Source organism: Micromonospora siamensis (assembly GCF_900090305.1).
GTDB classification, from domain to species: domain Bacteria; phylum Actinomycetota; class Actinomycetes; order Mycobacteriales; family Micromonosporaceae; genus Micromonospora; species Micromonospora siamensis.
Map to the genome: position 1 here is coordinate 5,462,686 of NZ_LT607751.1, position 16,741 is coordinate 5,479,426.

18 protein-coding genes are annotated in these 16,741 nt (G+C 74.5%); 4 read left to right on the forward strand and 14 right to left on the reverse strand.

Annotation, left to right across the window (positions count from 1 at the left end; genetic code table 11):
* Nucleotides 1-115: 115 nt before the first annotated feature.
* From GA0074704_RS24875 to pepN, 8 genes are all read right to left on the reverse strand, one after another.
* On the reverse strand, nt 116-2,533 hold the full coding sequence (locus GA0074704_RS24875; protein WP_088972729.1) for a ComEC/Rec2 family competence protein: 2,418 nt from the start codon (nt 2,531-2,533) through the stop codon (nt 116-118).
* The gene (locus GA0074704_RS24880) at nt 2,530-3,486 is read right to left on the reverse strand and encodes a ComEA family DNA-binding protein (protein ID WP_088972730.1); all 957 of its coding nucleotides are present in this window, start codon (nt 3,484-3,486) and stop codon (nt 2,530-2,532) included. Before GA0074704_RS24880 ends, GA0074704_RS24875 begins: the two co-directional genes overlap by 4 nt.
* A gap of 147 nt (nt 3,487-3,633) precedes the next feature.
* Nucleotides 3,634-4,401, reverse strand: a complete 768-nt coding sequence (locus GA0074704_RS24885; RefSeq protein ID WP_088972731.1) for an SDR family NAD(P)-dependent oxidoreductase — start codon at nt 4,399-4,401, stop codon at nt 3,634-3,636.
* A 39-nt stretch (nt 4,402-4,440) separates the two neighbouring features.
* Complete coding sequence (locus GA0074704_RS24890) at nt 4,441-5,286, reverse strand: DegV family protein (protein WP_088973960.1); 846 nt, start codon at nt 5,284-5,286, stop codon at nt 4,441-4,443.
* A 48-nt stretch (nt 5,287-5,334) separates the two neighbouring features.
* Nucleotides 5,335-5,964, reverse strand: a complete 630-nt coding sequence (locus GA0074704_RS24895; protein WP_088972732.1) for a histidine phosphatase family protein — start codon at nt 5,962-5,964, stop codon at nt 5,335-5,337.
* Entirely contained in the window at nt 5,961-6,365 is a 405-nt protein-coding gene (rsfS, locus tag GA0074704_RS24900; RefSeq protein WP_088972733.1) for a ribosome silencing factor, read from the reverse strand. The genes GA0074704_RS24895 and rsfS overlap by 4 nt, the downstream gene beginning before the upstream one ends.
* A 95-nt stretch (nt 6,366-6,460) precedes the next feature.
* Nucleotides 6,461-7,072 (reverse strand): nicotinate-nucleotide adenylyltransferase, encoded by a 612-nt coding sequence (gene nadD / locus GA0074704_RS24905; protein ID WP_088972734.1) that lies wholly within the window; start codon nt 7,070-7,072, stop codon nt 6,461-6,463.
* Between the two features lie 80 nt (nt 7,073-7,152).
* Nucleotides 7,153-9,669 (reverse strand): aminopeptidase N, encoded by a 2,517-nt coding sequence (pepN, locus tag GA0074704_RS24910; protein WP_088972735.1) that lies wholly within the window; start codon nt 9,667-9,669, stop codon nt 7,153-7,155.
* A 66-nt stretch (nt 9,670-9,735) separates the two neighbouring features.
* Here pepN and GA0074704_RS24915 point away from each other — a divergent pair, with 66 nt between their 5' ends.
* Nucleotides 9,736-9,954, forward strand: coding sequence for a DUF397 domain-containing protein (locus GA0074704_RS24915; protein WP_088972736.1), 219 nt, complete (start codon nt 9,736-9,738; stop codon nt 9,952-9,954).
* A 28-nt stretch (nt 9,955-9,982) separates the two neighbouring features.
* On the opposite strand, the gene GA0074704_RS24920 is transcribed toward GA0074704_RS24915, so the two are convergent.
* Entirely contained in the window at nt 9,983-10,465 is a 483-nt protein-coding gene (locus GA0074704_RS24920; RefSeq protein ID WP_231926678.1) for a hypothetical protein, read from the reverse strand.
* A 136-nt stretch (nt 10,466-10,601) separates the two neighbouring features.
* Between GA0074704_RS24920 and GA0074704_RS24925 the strand changes: the two genes are divergently transcribed.
* A complete protein-coding gene (locus GA0074704_RS24925; RefSeq protein WP_088972738.1) occupies nt 10,602-11,846 on the forward strand; it encodes a cytochrome P450 in 1,245 nt (414 codons plus the stop codon).
* A gap of 97 nt (nt 11,847-11,943) precedes the next feature.
* Here GA0074704_RS24925 and GA0074704_RS24930 read toward each other — a convergent pair whose 3' ends face one another.
* From GA0074704_RS24930 to GA0074704_RS24940, 3 genes are read right to left on the reverse strand one after another with little or no spacing between them, the layout of a single operon-like run.
* Complete coding sequence (locus tag GA0074704_RS24930; protein ID WP_088972739.1) at nt 11,944-12,594, reverse strand: DUF3618 domain-containing protein; 651 nt, start codon at nt 12,592-12,594, stop codon at nt 11,944-11,946.
* The gene (locus tag GA0074704_RS24935) at nt 12,591-13,049 is read right to left on the reverse strand and encodes a phage holin family protein (RefSeq protein ID WP_088972740.1); all 459 of its coding nucleotides are present in this window, start codon (nt 13,047-13,049) and stop codon (nt 12,591-12,593) included. The genes GA0074704_RS24930 and GA0074704_RS24935 overlap by 4 nt, the downstream gene beginning before the upstream one ends.
* A 31-nt stretch (nt 13,050-13,080) precedes the next feature.
* On the reverse strand, nt 13,081-13,869 hold the full coding sequence (locus GA0074704_RS24940; protein ID WP_088972741.1) for a hypothetical protein: 789 nt from the start codon (nt 13,867-13,869) through the stop codon (nt 13,081-13,083).
* 198 nt (nt 13,870-14,067) lie between these two features.
* On the opposite strand from GA0074704_RS24940, the gene GA0074704_RS24945 reads away from it, so the two are divergent.
* Together GA0074704_RS24945 and GA0074704_RS29795 are read left to right on the forward strand one after the other, a co-directional pair.
* Nucleotides 14,068-14,550: a DUF4383 domain-containing protein gene (locus GA0074704_RS24945; RefSeq protein ID WP_088972742.1), complete on the forward strand. Its 483-nt coding sequence runs from the start codon at nt 14,068-14,070 to the stop codon at nt 14,548-14,550.
* Entirely contained in the window at nt 14,547-14,801 is a 255-nt protein-coding gene (locus GA0074704_RS29795; RefSeq protein WP_331716660.1) for a DUF6766 family protein, read from the forward strand. Before GA0074704_RS24945 ends, GA0074704_RS29795 begins: the two co-directional genes overlap by 4 nt.
* Here the strand turns inward: GA0074704_RS29795 and GA0074704_RS24955 are convergent.
* Nucleotides 14,735-15,184, reverse strand: coding sequence for a GNAT family N-acetyltransferase (locus tag GA0074704_RS24955; protein WP_088972743.1), 450 nt, complete (start codon nt 15,182-15,184; stop codon nt 14,735-14,737). The two genes, GA0074704_RS29795 and GA0074704_RS24955, sit on opposite strands and share 67 nt — an antisense overlap.
* A 70-nt stretch (nt 15,185-15,254) precedes the next feature.
* Nucleotides 15,255-16,733, reverse strand: a complete 1,479-nt coding sequence (gene obgE, locus GA0074704_RS24960; RefSeq protein ID WP_088972744.1) for a GTPase ObgE — start codon at nt 16,731-16,733, stop codon at nt 15,255-15,257.
* Nucleotides 16,734-16,741 lie beyond the last annotated feature (8 nt).

Here is a 16,741-nt window from a genome sequence, read left to right on the forward strand (position 1 = left end):
CAGTGCGCCGGGCCCGGCACCGGAACAGGGCAGGCCGGGTCCACCCTGCCCGGCCGGGTGGCACGACCGATCGAGGCCAGATCGGGCCCGCGTCCAGCCGGCCAGCCCGGGGCCCTCACTGCCGGCGGCCCGCCGGGATGCCCCGTTTCGCGACCGCCAGCCCGCCCGGGCCGGCCCGCACCGCGACGTCTCCGTCGAGGTCGGTGCGGAGCACCCGGACGCCGCCCCGGGCGAGGCGGTCCAGGATCTCGGGGCTCGGATGGCCGTACATGTTGCCGACGCCGACCTGCACCAGTGCCACGGCCGGCCGGACCGCGTCAAGGAAGGCCGGGTCCTGGTAGGAGCTGCCGTGATGGGCCACCTTCAGCACGTCGGCCCGGAACGTCCCGGGTGGCGACCGCTCCAGCAGGGCCTGCTGCTCCTCGGTCTCCGCGTCGCCGGGCAGCAGGATGCTCACCCCGGCCACCGTGGCGCGCAGGACGATCGAGTTGTTGTTGGGGTCGGAGCGCGTGCCGTGCAGGGCGTACGGCGGGCCCAGCACCGCCAGCTCGACCGCTCCGGCGCGGTACCGCTGCCCGGGCAGGGCCGGCCGGAGCACCGTGCCGCCCCTGGTCGCCGCCGCGGCGACCAGGGCGTGCCCGGTGGCCGGCTCCCACCACCGGGGCACCAGCACGGTCGCCACCCGCCGTCCCCTGAACACCCCGGCCACCCCACCGATGTGGTCGACGTGAAAGTGGCTGAACACCAGCAACGGGACCTCCCGTACGCCGAGGCGGCGCAGGCAGCCGTCCACCGCCCCCGGCTCCGGGCCGGCGTCGACCACCACCGCCCGTCCCGGCCCGGCGGGGAGCACCAGCGCGTCACCCTGCCCGACCGAGCAGGCCACCACCACCCAGCCGCGGGGCGGCCAGCCGGCGGCGACCAGGCGTACCGGCAGGGCGCCCAGCACCGCCGCGACGGCGACCACCGCCACCAGCCGGCGGACGACCGGCCGCCGGACGGCCACCAGCAGCGCCACGGTCAGCGCGGCGAGCAGCAACGCGCCGGGCGTCCCGTCCGGCCAGGGCAGGTTGCCGGCCGGCATTCGGGCACCGTGCCGGGCCACCGTCACCAGCCACCACGCCGGCCAGCTCGCCAGCCAGGCGGCGAACTCGGCCCCGGTCGGCCAGACCGGGGACGCCACGGCGGCCACCACGCCGAGCACCGTGGCGGGTGCGATGGCCGGCACCACGAGCAGGTTCGCCGGTACGGCCACCAGGCTCACCGTCCCCGAGATGCCGGCCACCACCGGCCCGCAGGCCAGTTGGGCCGCCGCCGGCACGGCCAGCGCCTCGGCCAGCCCGGCCGGTACGCCCCGACGGCGCAGCCCGTCCCGCCAACCGGGGGCGAGCAGGAGCAGCCCGGCCGTGGCCAGCACGGAGAGCGCGAAGCCCGGATCGCCGGCCAGGTCAGGGTCGGCCACCACCAGGACGGTCACGGCGGCGGCCAGCGCCGGCAGCGCCGCCCGGGGTCGCCCGGCCGCCAGGGCGGCCAGCCCGATCGCGCCCATGGTGGCGGCCCGGACGACGCTCGGCGACGGCCGGACCAGGATCACGAAGCCCACCAGCGCCACCCCGCAGAGCGCGGTGGCGAGCCGGGGCCCGGCCCGGGCCCAGCGGGCCAGCAGCAGCACCGCGCCCAGGATGATCGCGACGTTGCTGCCGGAGACGGCGTTCAGGTGCGTCATCCCGGTGGCCTGGAAGTCCTCCGCGACGGTGGGTGGCAGTCGACTGACGTCACCCACCACCAGGCCCGGGAGCAGCCCGCCACGATCCTCGGGCAGTGGCGCGCAGGCCCGTTGCAGGCCGGCCCGCAGCACCCCCGCCGCGCGCTGCGGCCAGGACGGCCGGCCCTGCCCCGTCGGCGGGCCGGTCGCGGTCAGCACCAGCGCGGTGAGGTCGCCACCGCGAGGAGCGGCGGTCCGTCCCTGCGTGGTGAGCCGCTGGCCGGGCAGAAGCCCTCGCCAGGCCGGATGGGTGGCGAGCACCAGCACCCGTACCGATGCCGTGACCCGCCGACCGTCCGGGGTGGTGACCGCGCGCAGCTCGGCCGGGACCAGCAGGGTGGCTGGCCGTCCGGTGCCACCACGCAGCGGGCGCGGATCGTCCCGGACCACCAGTTCCGCGGTGACGCTGGTCCGCTCCTGCGCCAGGGCGCGGATCGGAGCGGCGTCCCGGGCGACCAGCCTGGTGGCGGTGACCCCGGCGCCGAGCGCCACGCCGAGAAGGACGGCGACCGCCGTCCAGCCGTGGCGACGGACGATCTCCCCGGGCCGGCCGAGGAGCCCGAGCAGGTGGCCGACGGCCGCGGTCGCGAGCGTGGCGGCGGCGCCGGCCAGCAGCGCCGCGGTCACGGCGGTCAGGTGCAGCGCGGCCAGGGCCGCCAGCCAGGCCGCCACGGCGAGCCCGGCCAACCGCAGGTCCGGTACGTCAGCCGCGGCCGACACCGGACCGGGCTCCTCGGGCGCCGGCGACCGACCTCGTTCGCCGCTCACACCGTCACCAGGTCCTTGAGCTGTTCGTACCGGGCGTCGCCGATGCCCTCGACCTGACGCAGGTCGCCGACCGACCGGAACCCGCCGAGCCGGTCGCGTTCGGCGATGATCCGTTGGGCCAGCACCGGCCCGACCCCGGGCAGCGTGTCGAGCTCGGCCAGGGTGGCGGTGTTCAGGTTGACCCGCCCGCCGGTCCCGGGCCCGACACCACCCGGACCCGCCGCACCGGGCCCCGCCGTGCCGGCTTGCCCGGGTGGGGCAGGTTGCCCGGGTGGGGCGGTGACACCGACCAGGATCAGTTCGCCGTCGCTCACCTTCCGGGCCGGATTGAGCAGTGCCACGTCCACCCCCGGCAGCGCGCCGCCGGCCGCGTCGAGGGCGTCCCCGACACGGGCGCCGGCCGGCACCCGCACCAGGCCGGGGCGGCGTACCTTCCCGGCCACCGCCACCACCAGTTCGGTGGCTGCGGGGGTGGCCTCGGGTGCGCCGGGGCCCGGATCGGCGGGGCCCGGATCGGCGGGATGCTGCGTACCGGTGGAGGGGGCCGTGGCCACCGACGGGCGGACCGGCTCGGCCCGCGGCCGGGACCACCAGGCCCAGAACGCCGCGCCGAGCACCACCAGGACGGCGACCACGGCCAGCGCCCGCACCCCGCGCCGCCCCGGGTCGAAGGCGCCCGGCCCCGGCAGCCGGGACCGGGCAGCGCCCGGCGGGGCTGCCTCCGTCGGAGCCGACGACCGGGACCGGCCGGCAGCCGGCAAGGCGTGCCGACCCGTTCCCGGGGCCGGATCCGGCGCGACGACGGCGGGGAACGGCCCTGGGGGTGGCACGGCGGTGGATCGCTGGGCGAGGCGCGGGACGGGTGGCTCCGGCGCGTCGACGGACCCCGCCGGCCGCTCCCCGGTCACCTGGAACAGCCGTCGCCGCACCCGCGCCTCCTCGTCGTCTGACACGACGCGACGCTAGGGCGGCCCCGGCCGACGCGGCCCACCCCACGACGTCCCCTGTGGACGACGGGGTCGCCTGTGGACGACCGCCTGATCATGAACGGGTCTGCTATGGGGCCGGACGTCACCGCGGGCGGATCATCGGCCGGACGGTCAGCGCGCCTCCGGGTCGAGGCCGAGCACCGCCCGCCCGCCGTCCACCGGCAGGGTCACCCCGTTGACGAAGCTCGCCTCCGTCGACAGCAGGTACGCCACCGCCGCGGCCACCTCGTCCGCCCCGGCTGTCCGGCCGAGCGGATGCAGCCGCGCCAGCTCACCGGAGATCCGTTCCGCCTCGGCCGGGTCCTGTCCGGCGAGGAAGGCGGCGTGCCGCTCGGTCGTCACCGAGCCGAGCGCCACCGCGTTGACCCGGACGCCGTGCGGTCCGTACTCGACGGCGAGGGCCCGGGTCAGACCCTCCACGGCGGCCTTGGCCGTGGCGTACGGCAGGGCGCCGGGGACCGGTCGGGCGGCCTGGTGGGAGGAGACGTTGACGATGGCGCCACCGGTGCCGGCGGCGAGGAACCGGCGTACCGCCGCGGCGGCGCCGGTCACCACGGGCCGCAGGTTCGCGGCGATCAGGGCGAAGACCTCGGCGGCCGGGGTGGTGTGCACGGAGGCGTCCCGGAACACCGCCGCGTTGTTGACCCAGCCGGCCAGCGGGGCGGCCCGCTCGGCCCGGTCGGCGGCGGCCCCGGCGACCTGCTCGTCGGCGGCGTCACCGACCACCACCACGATCCGGTCCCCGGCGGGATGCGTCCGCACCCACTCCACCGCGGCCGGGTCCTGCTCGATGACCACCACGGTGCCGCCGGTCGCGAGCAGCCGTTCCACCACGGCGCGGCCCACTCCCCGACCGCCACCGGTCACCACGTGGGACATCCGCACACCTCCTGACGGACGGAATGCCTCGCTCGCACCTCAGCGGCGGTGGACGACGACGCAGGCGAGGCCAGGGCCGGCGTGCGCGGCGACCACCGCGCCCGCCTCGGTGACGTACGTGTCGGCCAGCCGGTCGCCGAGCCGCTCGGTGAGCACCTGGCGCAGCTGCTCGGCCCGCTCGGGCGCGGCGAGGTGGTGCACGGCCAGGTCGACCGGGCCGTCGCCGGCCGCCTCGACCGCGAGGTCGACCAGCCGGGCCACTCCCCGGCTGGCGGTGCGGACCTTGTCCTTGAGCACGATCGCGCCGTCCGGCATGTGCATGATCGGCTTGACCGACAGGGCGGTGCCGAGCAGCGCCGAGGCGGCGTTGATCCGGCCGCCCCGGCGCATGAACTCGAGCGTGTCGACGTAGAAGTAGATGGTGGTGCGGTCGACGGCGGCCAGCGCCGCGTCGCGTACGCCGGCCAGGTCGGCTCCGGCCTCGGCGGCCGCGGCCGCGGCGAGCACCGGGAAGCCGAGCCCCATGCCGGTGGAGCGGCTGTCCACCACCTCGACCCGCCCGTCGAGCTCGGCGGCGGCCAACCGGGCCGCTTCGACGGTGCCGGAGAGTTCGGCCGACAGGTGGACCGACACCACGCCGTCGGCCCCGGCGTCGAGCAGCTCGCGGTAGGTGTGGGCGAACTGCTCGGGGGCGGGACGGGAGGTGCTCACCGAGACCCGCCGCCCACCCAACGCCTGGGTGGCGTCGGCCGGGGTGGTCTCCACCCCTTCCAGCCCTTCCGCGCCGTTGAGCACGACGGTCAGCGGAACGACGGTCAGCCGGTGCGCGTGCACCAGCTCGGGCGGCAGGTAGGCGGTGGAGTCGGTGACGACCGCGACGGGCATGCCCGGCACGCTAGCGGATCCGGGCCGCGTACGCCCGGGCCGGACGGCTCAGACCGCCTCGGTCGGCGCGCCGCGGGTGATCAGGCCGACATTGTGCGCCCGCAGCTGCCAGCCGCGGGTGTCGTCGAACCGCAGCTCGGTCCAGTGGCAGTTGGCCAGGCCACCGAACGTCCGCAGCACGGCGTGGTCCCAGCCGAGCAGGTGCCCGACGCCCTGCCGGGCCGCTCCACCGTGCGAGGTCACCACGACCGTGCCTCCGGGTGCGGCGGCCGCGGCGTCGACGAAGGCCGCAGCGACCCGCTTGCCGAGGTCGTCCAGGGTCTCCAGGCCGGCGCCGGGGTCCGGGTCACCGGCCCGCCAGCGGGCGAACTCGTCGGGGAACCGCTCGGCGGCCTCGGTGAGGAACAGTCCCTGCCACTGCCCGAAGTGCCGCTCCCGCAGCCGGTCGTCGCTCGTCACCGGCAGGCCGGTGACGCCGGCGAGCGCGGCGGCGGTGTCGGCGGCGCGACGCAGGTCACTGGCCACGATCGCGTCGGGGCGCAGGGCCGCGAGCAGCGGGGCGGCGGCCCGGGCCTGCTCCCGGCCGAGGTCGTTGAGGGGTACGTCGGTCTGGCCCTGGACCCGGCTGGTGGCGTTCCACTCGGTGTTGCCGTGCCGCCAGACGATCAGTCGGGTCATTCGGCGCTGGTGGTGCCGGCTGCCGAGTCGGCGAGGTCCCGGTCGACGAACGGGATCTGCGGGCAGTCCTTCCAGAGCCGGTCGAGGGCGTAGAACTCGCGCTCCTCGGTGTGCTGCACGTGGACCACGATGTCGACGTAGTCGAGCAGCACCCAGCGACCGCCCCGCTCGCCTTCGCGGCGGATCGGCTTGGCCTTCTCGGGCAGCTCGAGCAGGCGCTCCTCGATGGCGTCGACGATGGCCAGCACCTGACGCTCGTTGGGGGCGGAGGCGACCAGGAAGGCGTCCGTGATCGCGAGCTGGTCACCCACGTCGATGATGACGATGTCCTGCGCCTTCTTGTCGGCCGCGGCCTGGGCGGCGGCCATCGCCAGCTCGTGAGCGCGTTCGGAAACTGTCACCGTTCTCCTTCGATCAACCGTGCGACTCTCCAAGCGTCTCACACCCGGCGTTGTCCCGACTTGTCAGTTCTGGCGGGTTACCGGGATGAAAGGGGTCATACCGCCCCGACTTCTCCCTGGTAGAGCCGCCGTTTGGCGATGTACTGCACCACACCGTCGGGCACGAGGTACCAGACAGGCTCGCCCCGGGCCACCCGCGCACGGCAGTCGGTCGACGAGATGGCCATCGCCGGCACCTGGACCAGGCTGACCGTGTCGGCGGGCAGGTGCTTGTCGCTCAGCTCGAAACCGGGCCGGGTCACGCCGATGAAGTGGGCCAGCTCGAGGACCTCGTCCAGGTCCTTCCAGGAGAGGATCCGCTCCAACGCGTCGGCCCCGGTGATGAAGAAGAGCTGCGCCTTCGGGCCGTGTTCGGCGTGCAGGTCGCGCAGGGTGTCGACGGTGTAGGTGGGGCCGCCCCGGTCGATGTCGACCCGGCTGACCTGGAAGCGTGGATTGGAGGCGGTCGCGATGACCGTCATCAGGTAGCGGTCCTCGGCCGGACTGACCGGTTCGTCGGCCTTCTGCCACGGCTGCCCGGTCGGGACGAAGACGACCTCGTCCAGGCCGAACCGGTCCGCCACCTCGCTGGCCGCCACCAGGTGACCGTGGTGGATCGGGTCGAAGGTGCCACCCATGATGCCGATCCGCCGGATGTCTTCCTCCACCCCGCGATCCTAGGCCGGGGCCACCGGTGGCGCGGGACGGGCCGCCCGAGCCCGCCCCGCCCACCACCGGCTCCCGCCGCTCAGGCGCCCGCGGCGGCGACCGCGGTCCGGGCCACCAGGGCTCGACGCAGGTCGTCGTCCAGGTCGACGACCCGTCGGCGCAGCCCCGGGGTGAGGTCGTCGCGGGCCAGCAGCGCCGCGGCCAACTCCCGGGTGGGCTGCGCCACGGTGTAGCGCGGGAAGGCCAGGGCCGCCACCCGGTCGGCCACCCAGGGCGTACGCAGCCGCGCCGCGGCCGGCATGTCGGCGAAGTACCGCTCCACGTACCCGGCGGTCAACTCGACCTGCTCCGGCTGCCAGAACCCCTCGGCGGTCGCCTCCACCATCCGGTTGGACAGCTCGGTGTTGCTCACCACGATCTCCCAGGCGGCCCGCTTGGCGGCGGCGTCGGGGCGGGCTGCCCGGCACCCGGCGGCTCGTTCGGCCCCGGTGGCGCTCTGGTCGGCGGTGGCCTCGGCGGCGATCTCCGGTTCACCGGCTCCCCCGAGCACCACGAGCCGACGCAGCAACGCCCAGCGCAGCTCGGTGTCGACCGCCAGCCCCTCCGGCACGCCCTCCCCGGCCAGCCAGCCGGCCAGCAGTCCGGTGTCGGTGGTGGCGGCGATCAATCCCCGGGCCGCGGCGAGTTGCAGGGAGCCGCCCGCCGGGGCACCCGCCAGCAGCGTCCCGCACGCCCCGGCGATCCGCAGCAGGGCGGCCTCCCGGGCCAGCGGCTCCAGGTAGCGGTCGACCAGATCGCGACCGAGGGTGAGCACGTCCTCGGTGATGATCACCTCGGTCTCGGCGGGGAGCGCCGCACCGATCAGGTCGACGAGGCCGGACACCGGTCGTTCCCCGTCCGTCGCCGCGTCCAGCGCCTCGCGCCAGAGCAGCGCGCGGGCCAGCGGGTCGGCGAGACCGGGCAGCAGCATCGGCACCATCGCCGCCGACGCGGGGTCGAGGCGGATCTTGGCGAAGGTCAGGTCACCGTCGTTGGGCAGCAGCAGCGCGTCCGCCGGCAACCCGGCCAGCTCCGGCAGGACGGTACGACCACCGTCGGCGTCCGGGTCGAGATCGACCTCCAACCGGTTCACCTCGCCGTTCGGGGCGTACCGGCCGACGCCGATGCGGTGCGGGCGCAGCACCGGGTGGGCGGGCACCGCCGTCTGTCGTACCGCCACCTCCGCCCAGCGGCCGTCGGCGTCCACGGTCACCTCGGTGCGCAGCGTGTTGACCTGCGGGCGGCGCAGCCACCGCTGCGCCCAGTCGGTCAGCTCCCGGCCGCTGGCGCCGGCCAGGCTCTCCAGCAGGTCGACCAGGGTGGCGTTGCCGAACCGGTGCCTGGCGAAGTGCGCGTTCAACCCCGCCAGGAAGGCGTCGTCGCCGAGCCAGGCGACCAGCTGACGCAGCACGCTGGCGCCCTTGGCGTACGAGATGCCGTCGAAGTTGAGCAGGCCCTCGGCGGCGTCGGCGACCTCCTCGGGGGCCACCGGGTGGGTGGAGGGACGCTGGTCGGCCGCGTATCCCCAGCCCTTGCGGCGCAGCGCGAAGGTGGTCCAGGCCTGCCCGAAGCGAGTCGCCTCGGCGGTGACCCGGGTGCCCAGATATTCCGCGAAGGACTCGTTGAGCCACAGGTCGTCCCACCAGCGCATGGTGACCAGGTCACCGAACCACTGGTGAGCCATCTCGTGGGCGATGGTGGTGGCGCGCCGCTCGCGCTGGGTGTCGGTGACCGCGGAACGGAAGAGGTGGTCGTCGCGGAAGGTGACCAGGCCCGGGTTCTCCATCGCGCCGGCGTTGAACTCGGGCACGAACGCCTGGTCGTACTTGCCGAACGGGTAGCGCTCGGCGAAGAGCTGGTGGAAGCGGTCGAAGCACTGCCGGGTGACGGTGAGTAGCTCGTCGAGGTCGGCGTCCAGGTGCGGGGCGAGCGACCGACGGCAGTAGAACCCGAGCGGGATGCCGTCGTGGGTGTCCCGCCGGACGTGCCAGGGGCCGGCGATCAGCGAGACGAAGTAGGTGGCCAGTGGTCGCGTGGGCACGAACTCCCACCGGCCGGGGCGCGGGGTGTCGGCCACCTCGCCGTTGGCGGCCACGATCCACTCCGGCGGCGCGGTGACGGAGAGGGTGACCGGCGCCTTGAGGTCGGGCTGGTCGAACGCGGCGAAGATGCCCTGCGCCTCGTCCAGGAAGGACATGGCGTAGAGGTAGGTCTCGCCGTCGGCCGGGTCGACGAACCGGTGCAGCCCCTCCCCCGTGTTCGAGTACGCCATCTCGGCCTCGACGGTCAGCGTGTTGTCCCGGGCGAGCCCGGTCAGCGGCAGCCGGTTGCCGGCCAGCGCGGCCGGGTCCAGCCGCTGCCCGTTGAGGCTCGCCGTCCGCAGCGCGGCCGGTCTGAGCTCCACGAACGTCTCCGCGCCGTGGGTGGCCCGGAACCGGATGGTGGTGCTGGAGCGGAACCGCTCGCCGGGACCGGTCAGGTCCAGGTCCACCTGGTAGGACTCGACGGTAATCAACGCGCCACGCGCGGTTGCCTCTACACGGGTCAGGCTCGGCATCCGCTTATCCTGCCCGATGGGGAACGGAGGCGTTCCCGGACGACGCGTGGTGATGGAGGAACGACAATGGGTGCGCACCCCAAGGGCGACTTCGACCTGTCCCGGGCGGTCTGGCAGCGGGCCGAGGGTGACACCTCCGACAGCGCCGTCGAGGTGGCCTTCGTCGACGACCTGATCGGCATGCGGAACTCCGCCGAGCCGGAGGGACCGGTGCTGGTCTTCACCCAGGCCGAGTGGGACGCCTTCGTCGCCGGCGCGCAGGACGGCGAGTTCGACCTGGACTGAGCGGCGACGCCGGGGCGCCGGGGACGGCTCACCCGTCCCCCTCGCCCCAGCCCAGTCCGCCCGGGCCGGCGGCGTGGTGGAAGCCCGGATGCCCGGCCACGTCGGCGCAGCGCTCGCCGTCGGGACCGACGGCGCCGCAGAAGAGCCGCTCGGCGCGGTGCCAGGCGTCGGCCGGGGAGAGCGCCGCCGCCCCGAGGGCCAGCTCCGGGCGGAGCAGGCCGAGTGCCTCGGCGTACGCGACGGCCAGCTCGCGGGCCTGGTCCGGCCCGTCGGCCTCGAAGCCGAGGTGGGCGGTGAAGTGCCGGCGTGGCCGGGGCGTACGCCGGGCGGGCGCGACCAGCGGTGGGTCCGCCGCCGACGATCCGAGGCGGGCAGCCCGGCTGCCGCCGAGCGCCTCCACCACCCGCCGCGGCCGCCAGTACGGTGCCCCGTTCTCCCGCATCTGCCCCTCGCTCTCCTCGTCGCCCGCCGGCCGGCGGCGCCGGCTGCGGAGTCGAGCCAACCAGCTCACCGGCGTCCTGGGAGGGGCCCGCGGGCCCCTCCCCCGCCCGGCGCTGGCCGGCGGGCGGGATTCAGCCCCCCGGACCTGGGTAGACACGGCTGATCCGGCCGGTCCCGGCCGGCCGTCACCCGCGTCAGGAGAGCCGATGCCGACCCCCGCCGACCGCAGCCCGGACAGCTCCGTGGCCTTCCTGCGCGAGGGGTACCGGTTCATCGGCACCCGCTGCGACCGCTACGGCAGCGACATCTTCACCACGCGGCTGCTGCTCGCGCCGACGATCTGTCTGCGCGGCCGGGCGGCGGCGGAGCTCTTCTACGACCCGGAGCGGTTCGTCCGGGCCGGTGCGATGCCGAAGCGGGCGCAGCGGACGCTCACCGGTGTCGGCGGCGTGCAGGGGTTGGACGGGCCCGCGCACACCGACCGCAAGGCGATGTTCATGTCGCTGATGACCCCGGCCGCGGTGCGCCGGCTCGGCCAGCTCTTCGCCGACGAGTGGCGGGCCCGGATCCCGGTCTGGGAGCGGTCCGGCGTGGTGGGCCTCTACGACGAGGTGGGCCGGATCCTGACCCGGGCGGTCTGCGCCTGGGCCGGGGTGCCCCTGGCCGAACGGGACGTGGTCCGGCGCACCGACGAGCTGCACGCGATGATCGACGGCCCGGCCGCATTGGGGCCCCGGCACTGGCGCGGGCTGCTCGCCCGCCGCCGGGGTGAACGCTGGGCCGGGGAACTGGTCCGCCAGGTCCGGTCGGGCGCGCTTCCGACGCCGGCGGACGGGGCGCTGCGGGTGATCGCGGAGCACCGCGACGCCGGTGGCCGTCCGCTGCCCCGCCGGATCGCGGCCGTGGAGCTGCTGAACGTGCTGCGGCCGACGGTGGCGGTGGACCGGTACGTGGTCTTCGCCGCGCTGGCCCTGCACGACCACCCGCTGTGGCGGGACCGGGTCCGCGCCGGCGACGACGTCACCGAGTGCTTCGTGCAGGAGGTACGCCGGACATACCCGTTCTTCCCGGTGGCCGCCGCCCGGGTCCGGCGCTCCTTCGACTGGCAGGGGCACCACTTCCCCAAGGGCCGGCGGGTCCTGCTCGACCTGTACGGCACCGACCACCACCCGGACGTCTGGCCGGAGCCGGAACGGTTCCATCCGGAACGCTTCACCGGCTGGCGCGACGACGCGTACGGCTTCGTGCCGCAGGGCGGCGGTGACCACCTGGGCGGGCACCGCTGCGCCGGCGAGTGGCTCACCATCGAGTTGATGAAGCAGGCGGTCACCCTGCTCACCACGGCGATGCGCTACGAGGTGCCGCCGCAGGACCTGGCGCTGGACCTGGGCCGGATGCCCACCCTGCCGCCGAGCGGCTTCCGGATCACCGACGTGCGGCGCACCGCCTGACCGGTCGGGTTTCGGCGTACCCCGTACACGACAACTCGCGGCCACTTCCCGGCGAACGCCGGGAGTGACCGCGAGCCGCGGTAGGTGGTGACCCTGGTCAGTACCGCACCTGGTCGCGGGACTGCTGGGCGGAGTCCCTGACATCGTGCGCGGCGGACCGGGTGTCGTCCTTGACCGCGTGCACGGCGTCCTGGGCGGTGGAGCGTACCGACTCGGTGGCGTGCTGCGCCGGCTCACGCAGCTCGTCCTTGATCTCGCTGGTCACCTCGCCCAGCTTCTCCTTGACCGTGTCGGTGTGCTCGGCGGCCCGCTCCTTGACCTGCGACGCCACCTGCTGCTCGCGCCGGGTGGCCGGCAGCAGCGACGAGGCGAGCATGCCCACCCCGAAGGCGATCAGGCCGGCGGCCAGCGGGTTGCCCTGGGACTTCTCCCGCAGCGCGTACGGCGCCCGGTGGGCGGCGTCACTGACGGTGGAGGCCGCCGAGTGCGCCTTGTCGCTGACGGTGGAGGCCGCCGAGTGCGCGTGGTCGCCCACCGAGTGACCGGCGTGGCTGCCGGCGTGGCCCAGGTCCGAAGCGGTGCCCATAACCTTGTCCCTCACATTCTGCAGCGCGTTGCGCGCCCGCTGCTTGCGGTCGTCGACGATGCGGCCGGGGCTGACCTTGTACGCCAGCGCGTCCACGTCGGAGCTCAGGTTGCTGCGGGTGGCCTCGATCTCCCGGCGGATCTGGTCGGGATCGGTGCTCATCGGGTGACTCCCTCCGGGTGCGGCTTCAGCGCGTCGGGAACCCGCTGCACGCTGTCCTTGGTCTGGGTGAGACCGCGTACGGTCTCGGCGTTCTTCTTGGCCTTGGAGTAGAGGACGGCGGCGACCGCGGCCCAGACGACGGCCACGATCAGGGCCGCCAGCCCCTCATCCATCACGTTGTCGAGGAACTGCCAGATCGCGATGGAGACGAAGAGCGCCACCATGTAGCCACCGAAGCCGGCGCCGCCGTACAGGCCGGCGGCCTTGCCGGCCTTCTTGCCCTCCTGGCGGATCTCCGCCTTGGCCAGCTCCACCTCCTGCCGCATCAGCGTCGACATGTCGGTGGTCACCTGGCCCAGCAGCTGACCGATGGAGCTGCCGCGCACCTCGTCCGCGCTGTGCGGCGCGCCCGCGTATCCGGGGTCCACTCCGGGCCCCTGCGTCGGCATGGTCATGCCGTCGCCTCCCTTCGGATGCTCAGGTGGCTCACGGACGGTTCACGCCGCTCGACGGCACGCCCGGCAGCGGGTCGGTCTGGCTCACCGGCGGCAGCGGCTGGCCGGTGCCGGTCGGCTCGGCGTACCCGCCGGCGTAACCGGGCTGCGGGTCGGCGTAGCCGGTCTGCGGGTCCGCGTAGCTGCCCGGCTGCGGGTCGAGGTAGCCACCCGGCGGGACGGCGTCCGGCACGGCGCGGGGCGCGGGCGGGGTCGGGATGACGGCGGTGCGATCCGGGTCGGCGTACCCGCCGTAGACACCCTGGGTGTGCGCCGAATTGTCGCCGAGGGCGCTGATGTTGCGGGTGAGCCGGCCGGCGACCACGCCGAGCAGGGCCGCGCCGACCAGGAAGGTGCCCGGGTTGCGGCGGGCGTAGCTCTTCACCTCGTTGAGCAGGTCGCCCGGCTCACGCTGCTCCAGCCAGCCGGCCACGCCGTGCACCCGGTCCGCGGCCTGGTGGGCCAGTTCGGTCACCGGGCCGGACTGGCCGCTGCTCTGCGCCATCGACCGCATCTCGTCGGCCAGCGAGCGGAGCCCGCCGGCGGCGCGCTGCTGCTGCTGACTGGTCTGGCTGGTGAGCTGGCCACGGGCCTCGCCGTAGAGGTTGCGGGCCTGCCGCCTGGCCTCGCCCACGACCTCCTTGCCCTGCTCCTTGGCGGTCTGCCCGACCGCGCCACCGGCGTTGGCGGCCTCCGTGCCGACCTGGCGCGCCTGGTCGCGGACACCGCCACCGTTCGTCGACTCGTACGTGGAGGTAGTGGGTGAGAGATCGTAAGTCATGATGTCCCTTCCGCTCGGAAGATCGTCGCGGTTGTGCTGGGGGGATGCACCGGTCGTCGATCCGGCGTCGAACAATCACCTACCCTGCGTCGCCGGTTCCATGCCTGATTCGTCATTTCTCCGCACGGAGAGACGGAGCCATCACAGAATGTGAGCAGTGTCCGGCTGCGGTGGGCGGCACCGACGGAGGTGGCAGTGATGGCGCGGAACGCGCGTGGACGGCGCCCGGCGGGCCCGAGACCGCGGGTGCAGCTGGTCGCCGCCGCGGTGGCCGCGGTCTTCGTCCTGCTCGGCATCCTCGGCTTCGTCCCGGGGATCACCACGCACTACGGGGACATGACCTTCGCCGGGCACCACTCGGGAGCGAAGCTGTTCGGCGTCTTCCGGGTGTCGATCCTGCACAACGCCCTGCACCTGATCTTCGGCCTGGCCGGCCTGGTGCTGGCCCGCGGGCTCGCCGGGGCCCGGTTCTTCCTCGCCGGTGGCGGCGCGCTCTACCTGGGGCTGTGGCTGTACGGCTTCGCCGTCGACCGGGAGAGCGCCGCCAACTTCGTCCCGGTCAACGACGCCGACAACTGGCTGCACCTGTTCCTCGGCTTCGGCATGCTCGCGCTGGGCCTGCTGCTCTCCAACGACGCGGGCACCGGCGGCCGGCTGGACACCCCGATCGACCGGCCCTGACCTGCCACGTCACGGTCTTCGAGAACTGGGAGTCGGAGTTCCTCCAGATGGGCGGCTACGTGCTGCTCACCGCGTACCTGGTGCAGAAGAGCTCGGCCGAGTCGAAGCCCGAGGACCAGCCCGACCGCCCGGACGACGAACCCCGCCGGGCGCCCGGCCCGTGCCGCGCCGGACCGGATCACCGTCAGGCGGCGACCGGCAGCCGCTTGGCGAAGCACACGCTGTACGGGTTACCGACGTACTCGCCGTAGACCGGGATCGGCCGGTAACCCGCGGAGGTGTAGAGCCCGATCGCCGCCGGCAGGTACGTCCCGGTCTCCAGGCAGACCACCGTGTGCCCGTGCCGGAAGGCCAACTCCTCCAGGGCGGTGAGCAGCTGCCGGGCGATGCCCCGCCCCCGGTACGCCGGGCGGACGTACATCCGCTTCAGCTCCCCGGTGTCGCGGTCCAACGCCTGGATGCCGCCGCAGGCCACCGCCCGACCGCCCTCGACGACGGCCAGGTAGCGGATGTCGTCGTGGGTGACCGTCGCCTGCCCGTCGAGCCCACCGTCGGCCTGCCGTAGCTCACGCTGCTGGGCGTCGACCAGGGTGGCGATCTCCGGATCGGTGGTGGGACGAGACTCGATCAGCATCCCGTCACGCTAGGCGCGGCGGATTTCCGGCAGGTTTCCGGCCATCGTCGCGAACACGGACGGACAGGGGCTAGTCCCAGTCCTCGTCGTCGTCCGCCTCGACCGCCGCCTCGGCGTCGGCGGGGGCGGCCTCCAGCTCGTCCTCGGGGCGACGCCGCCGGGCCTTGCGGGCCTCCAGCCGCTCCGCCGCCGAGGCACGGGTGGACTTCTCCTCCAGCCGCACGTCGGTGCCCCGGTTGCCCGGCACGAAGTCCGCGCCGGCGTAGAGCGTCGGCTGCCAGTCGAACTCCCGCTCGCCGATCCGCACCAGGTCGCCGGGGTTCGCGCCGGCCTTGGCCAGCTTCTCCTCCACGCCGAGCCGGGCCAGCCGGTCGGCCAGGAAGCCGACGGCCTCGTCGTTGTCGAAGTTGGTCTGCTTGACCCAGCGCTCGGGCCGGCCGCCCCGCACGGTGAACGAGCCGTCGGCCTCGGCCTCGATGGTGAACCCGGCGTCGTCGACCGCCTTGGGCCGGATCACGATCCGGGTCGGCTCGGCCGGCGGCGCCGCCAGGCGGGACTGCTCGACCAGCTCGGCCATCGCGAAGGTGAGCTCCTTGAGCCCCTCTCGGGTGGCGGCGGAGACGTCGAAGACCCGGAAGCCGCGCTCCTCGAGATCCGGCCGGACGATGTCGGCCAGGTCCTTCCCGTCCGGCACGTCGACCTTGTTCAGCGCGACCAGCCGGGGCCGATCGGCCAGGCCGCCGTACTGGGACAGCTCGGCCTCGATGGTGTCGATGTCGGCCAGCGGGTCGCGGCCCGGCTCCAGCGTCGCGGTGTCGACCACGTGCACCAGCACGGCGCACCGCTCGACGTGGCGGAGGAACTCCAGCCCGAGGCCCTTGCCGGTGGCCGCGCCGGGGATCAGGCCCGGCACGTCGGCCACCGTGAAGGTGTGGTTGTCCACCCGCACCACACCCAGGTTGGGCACCAGGGTGGTGAAGGGGTAGTCGGCGATCTTCGGCTTGGCGGCGGAGATCACCGAGATCAGCGACGACTTGCCGGCCGACGGGAACCCGACCAGGCCGACGTCGGCGACGCTCTTGAGCTCCAGCACGACGTCGAGCTTGTCGCCGGGCTCACCGAGCTCGGCGAAGCCGGGGGCCTTGCGCCGGGCGTTGGCCAGCGAGGCGTTGCCCCGGCCACCGCGACCGCCCCGGGCCGCCTCGAAGGTGGTGCCGGCGCCGACCAGGTCGGCCAGCACCTCGCCGTCGAGGCTCTGCACGACGGTGCCGTTCGGCACCTTGATCACCAGGTCGCGGCCGTTGGCCCCGTCCCGGTTCGAGCCGGCGCCGCCCTTGCCGTTGTCGGCCTTGATGTGCGGCCGGAAGTGGAAGTCCAGCAGCGTGGTCACCGCCGGGTCGACGACCAGCGAGACGCTGCCGCCGTGCCCGCCGTTGCCGCCGTCGGGCCCGCCGAAGGGCTTGAACTTCTCCCGGTGGATGGAGACACAGCCGTGCCCGCCGTCGCCGGCCTGCATGTGCAGGACGACCCGGTCAACGAACGTCGTCACGACGCCAA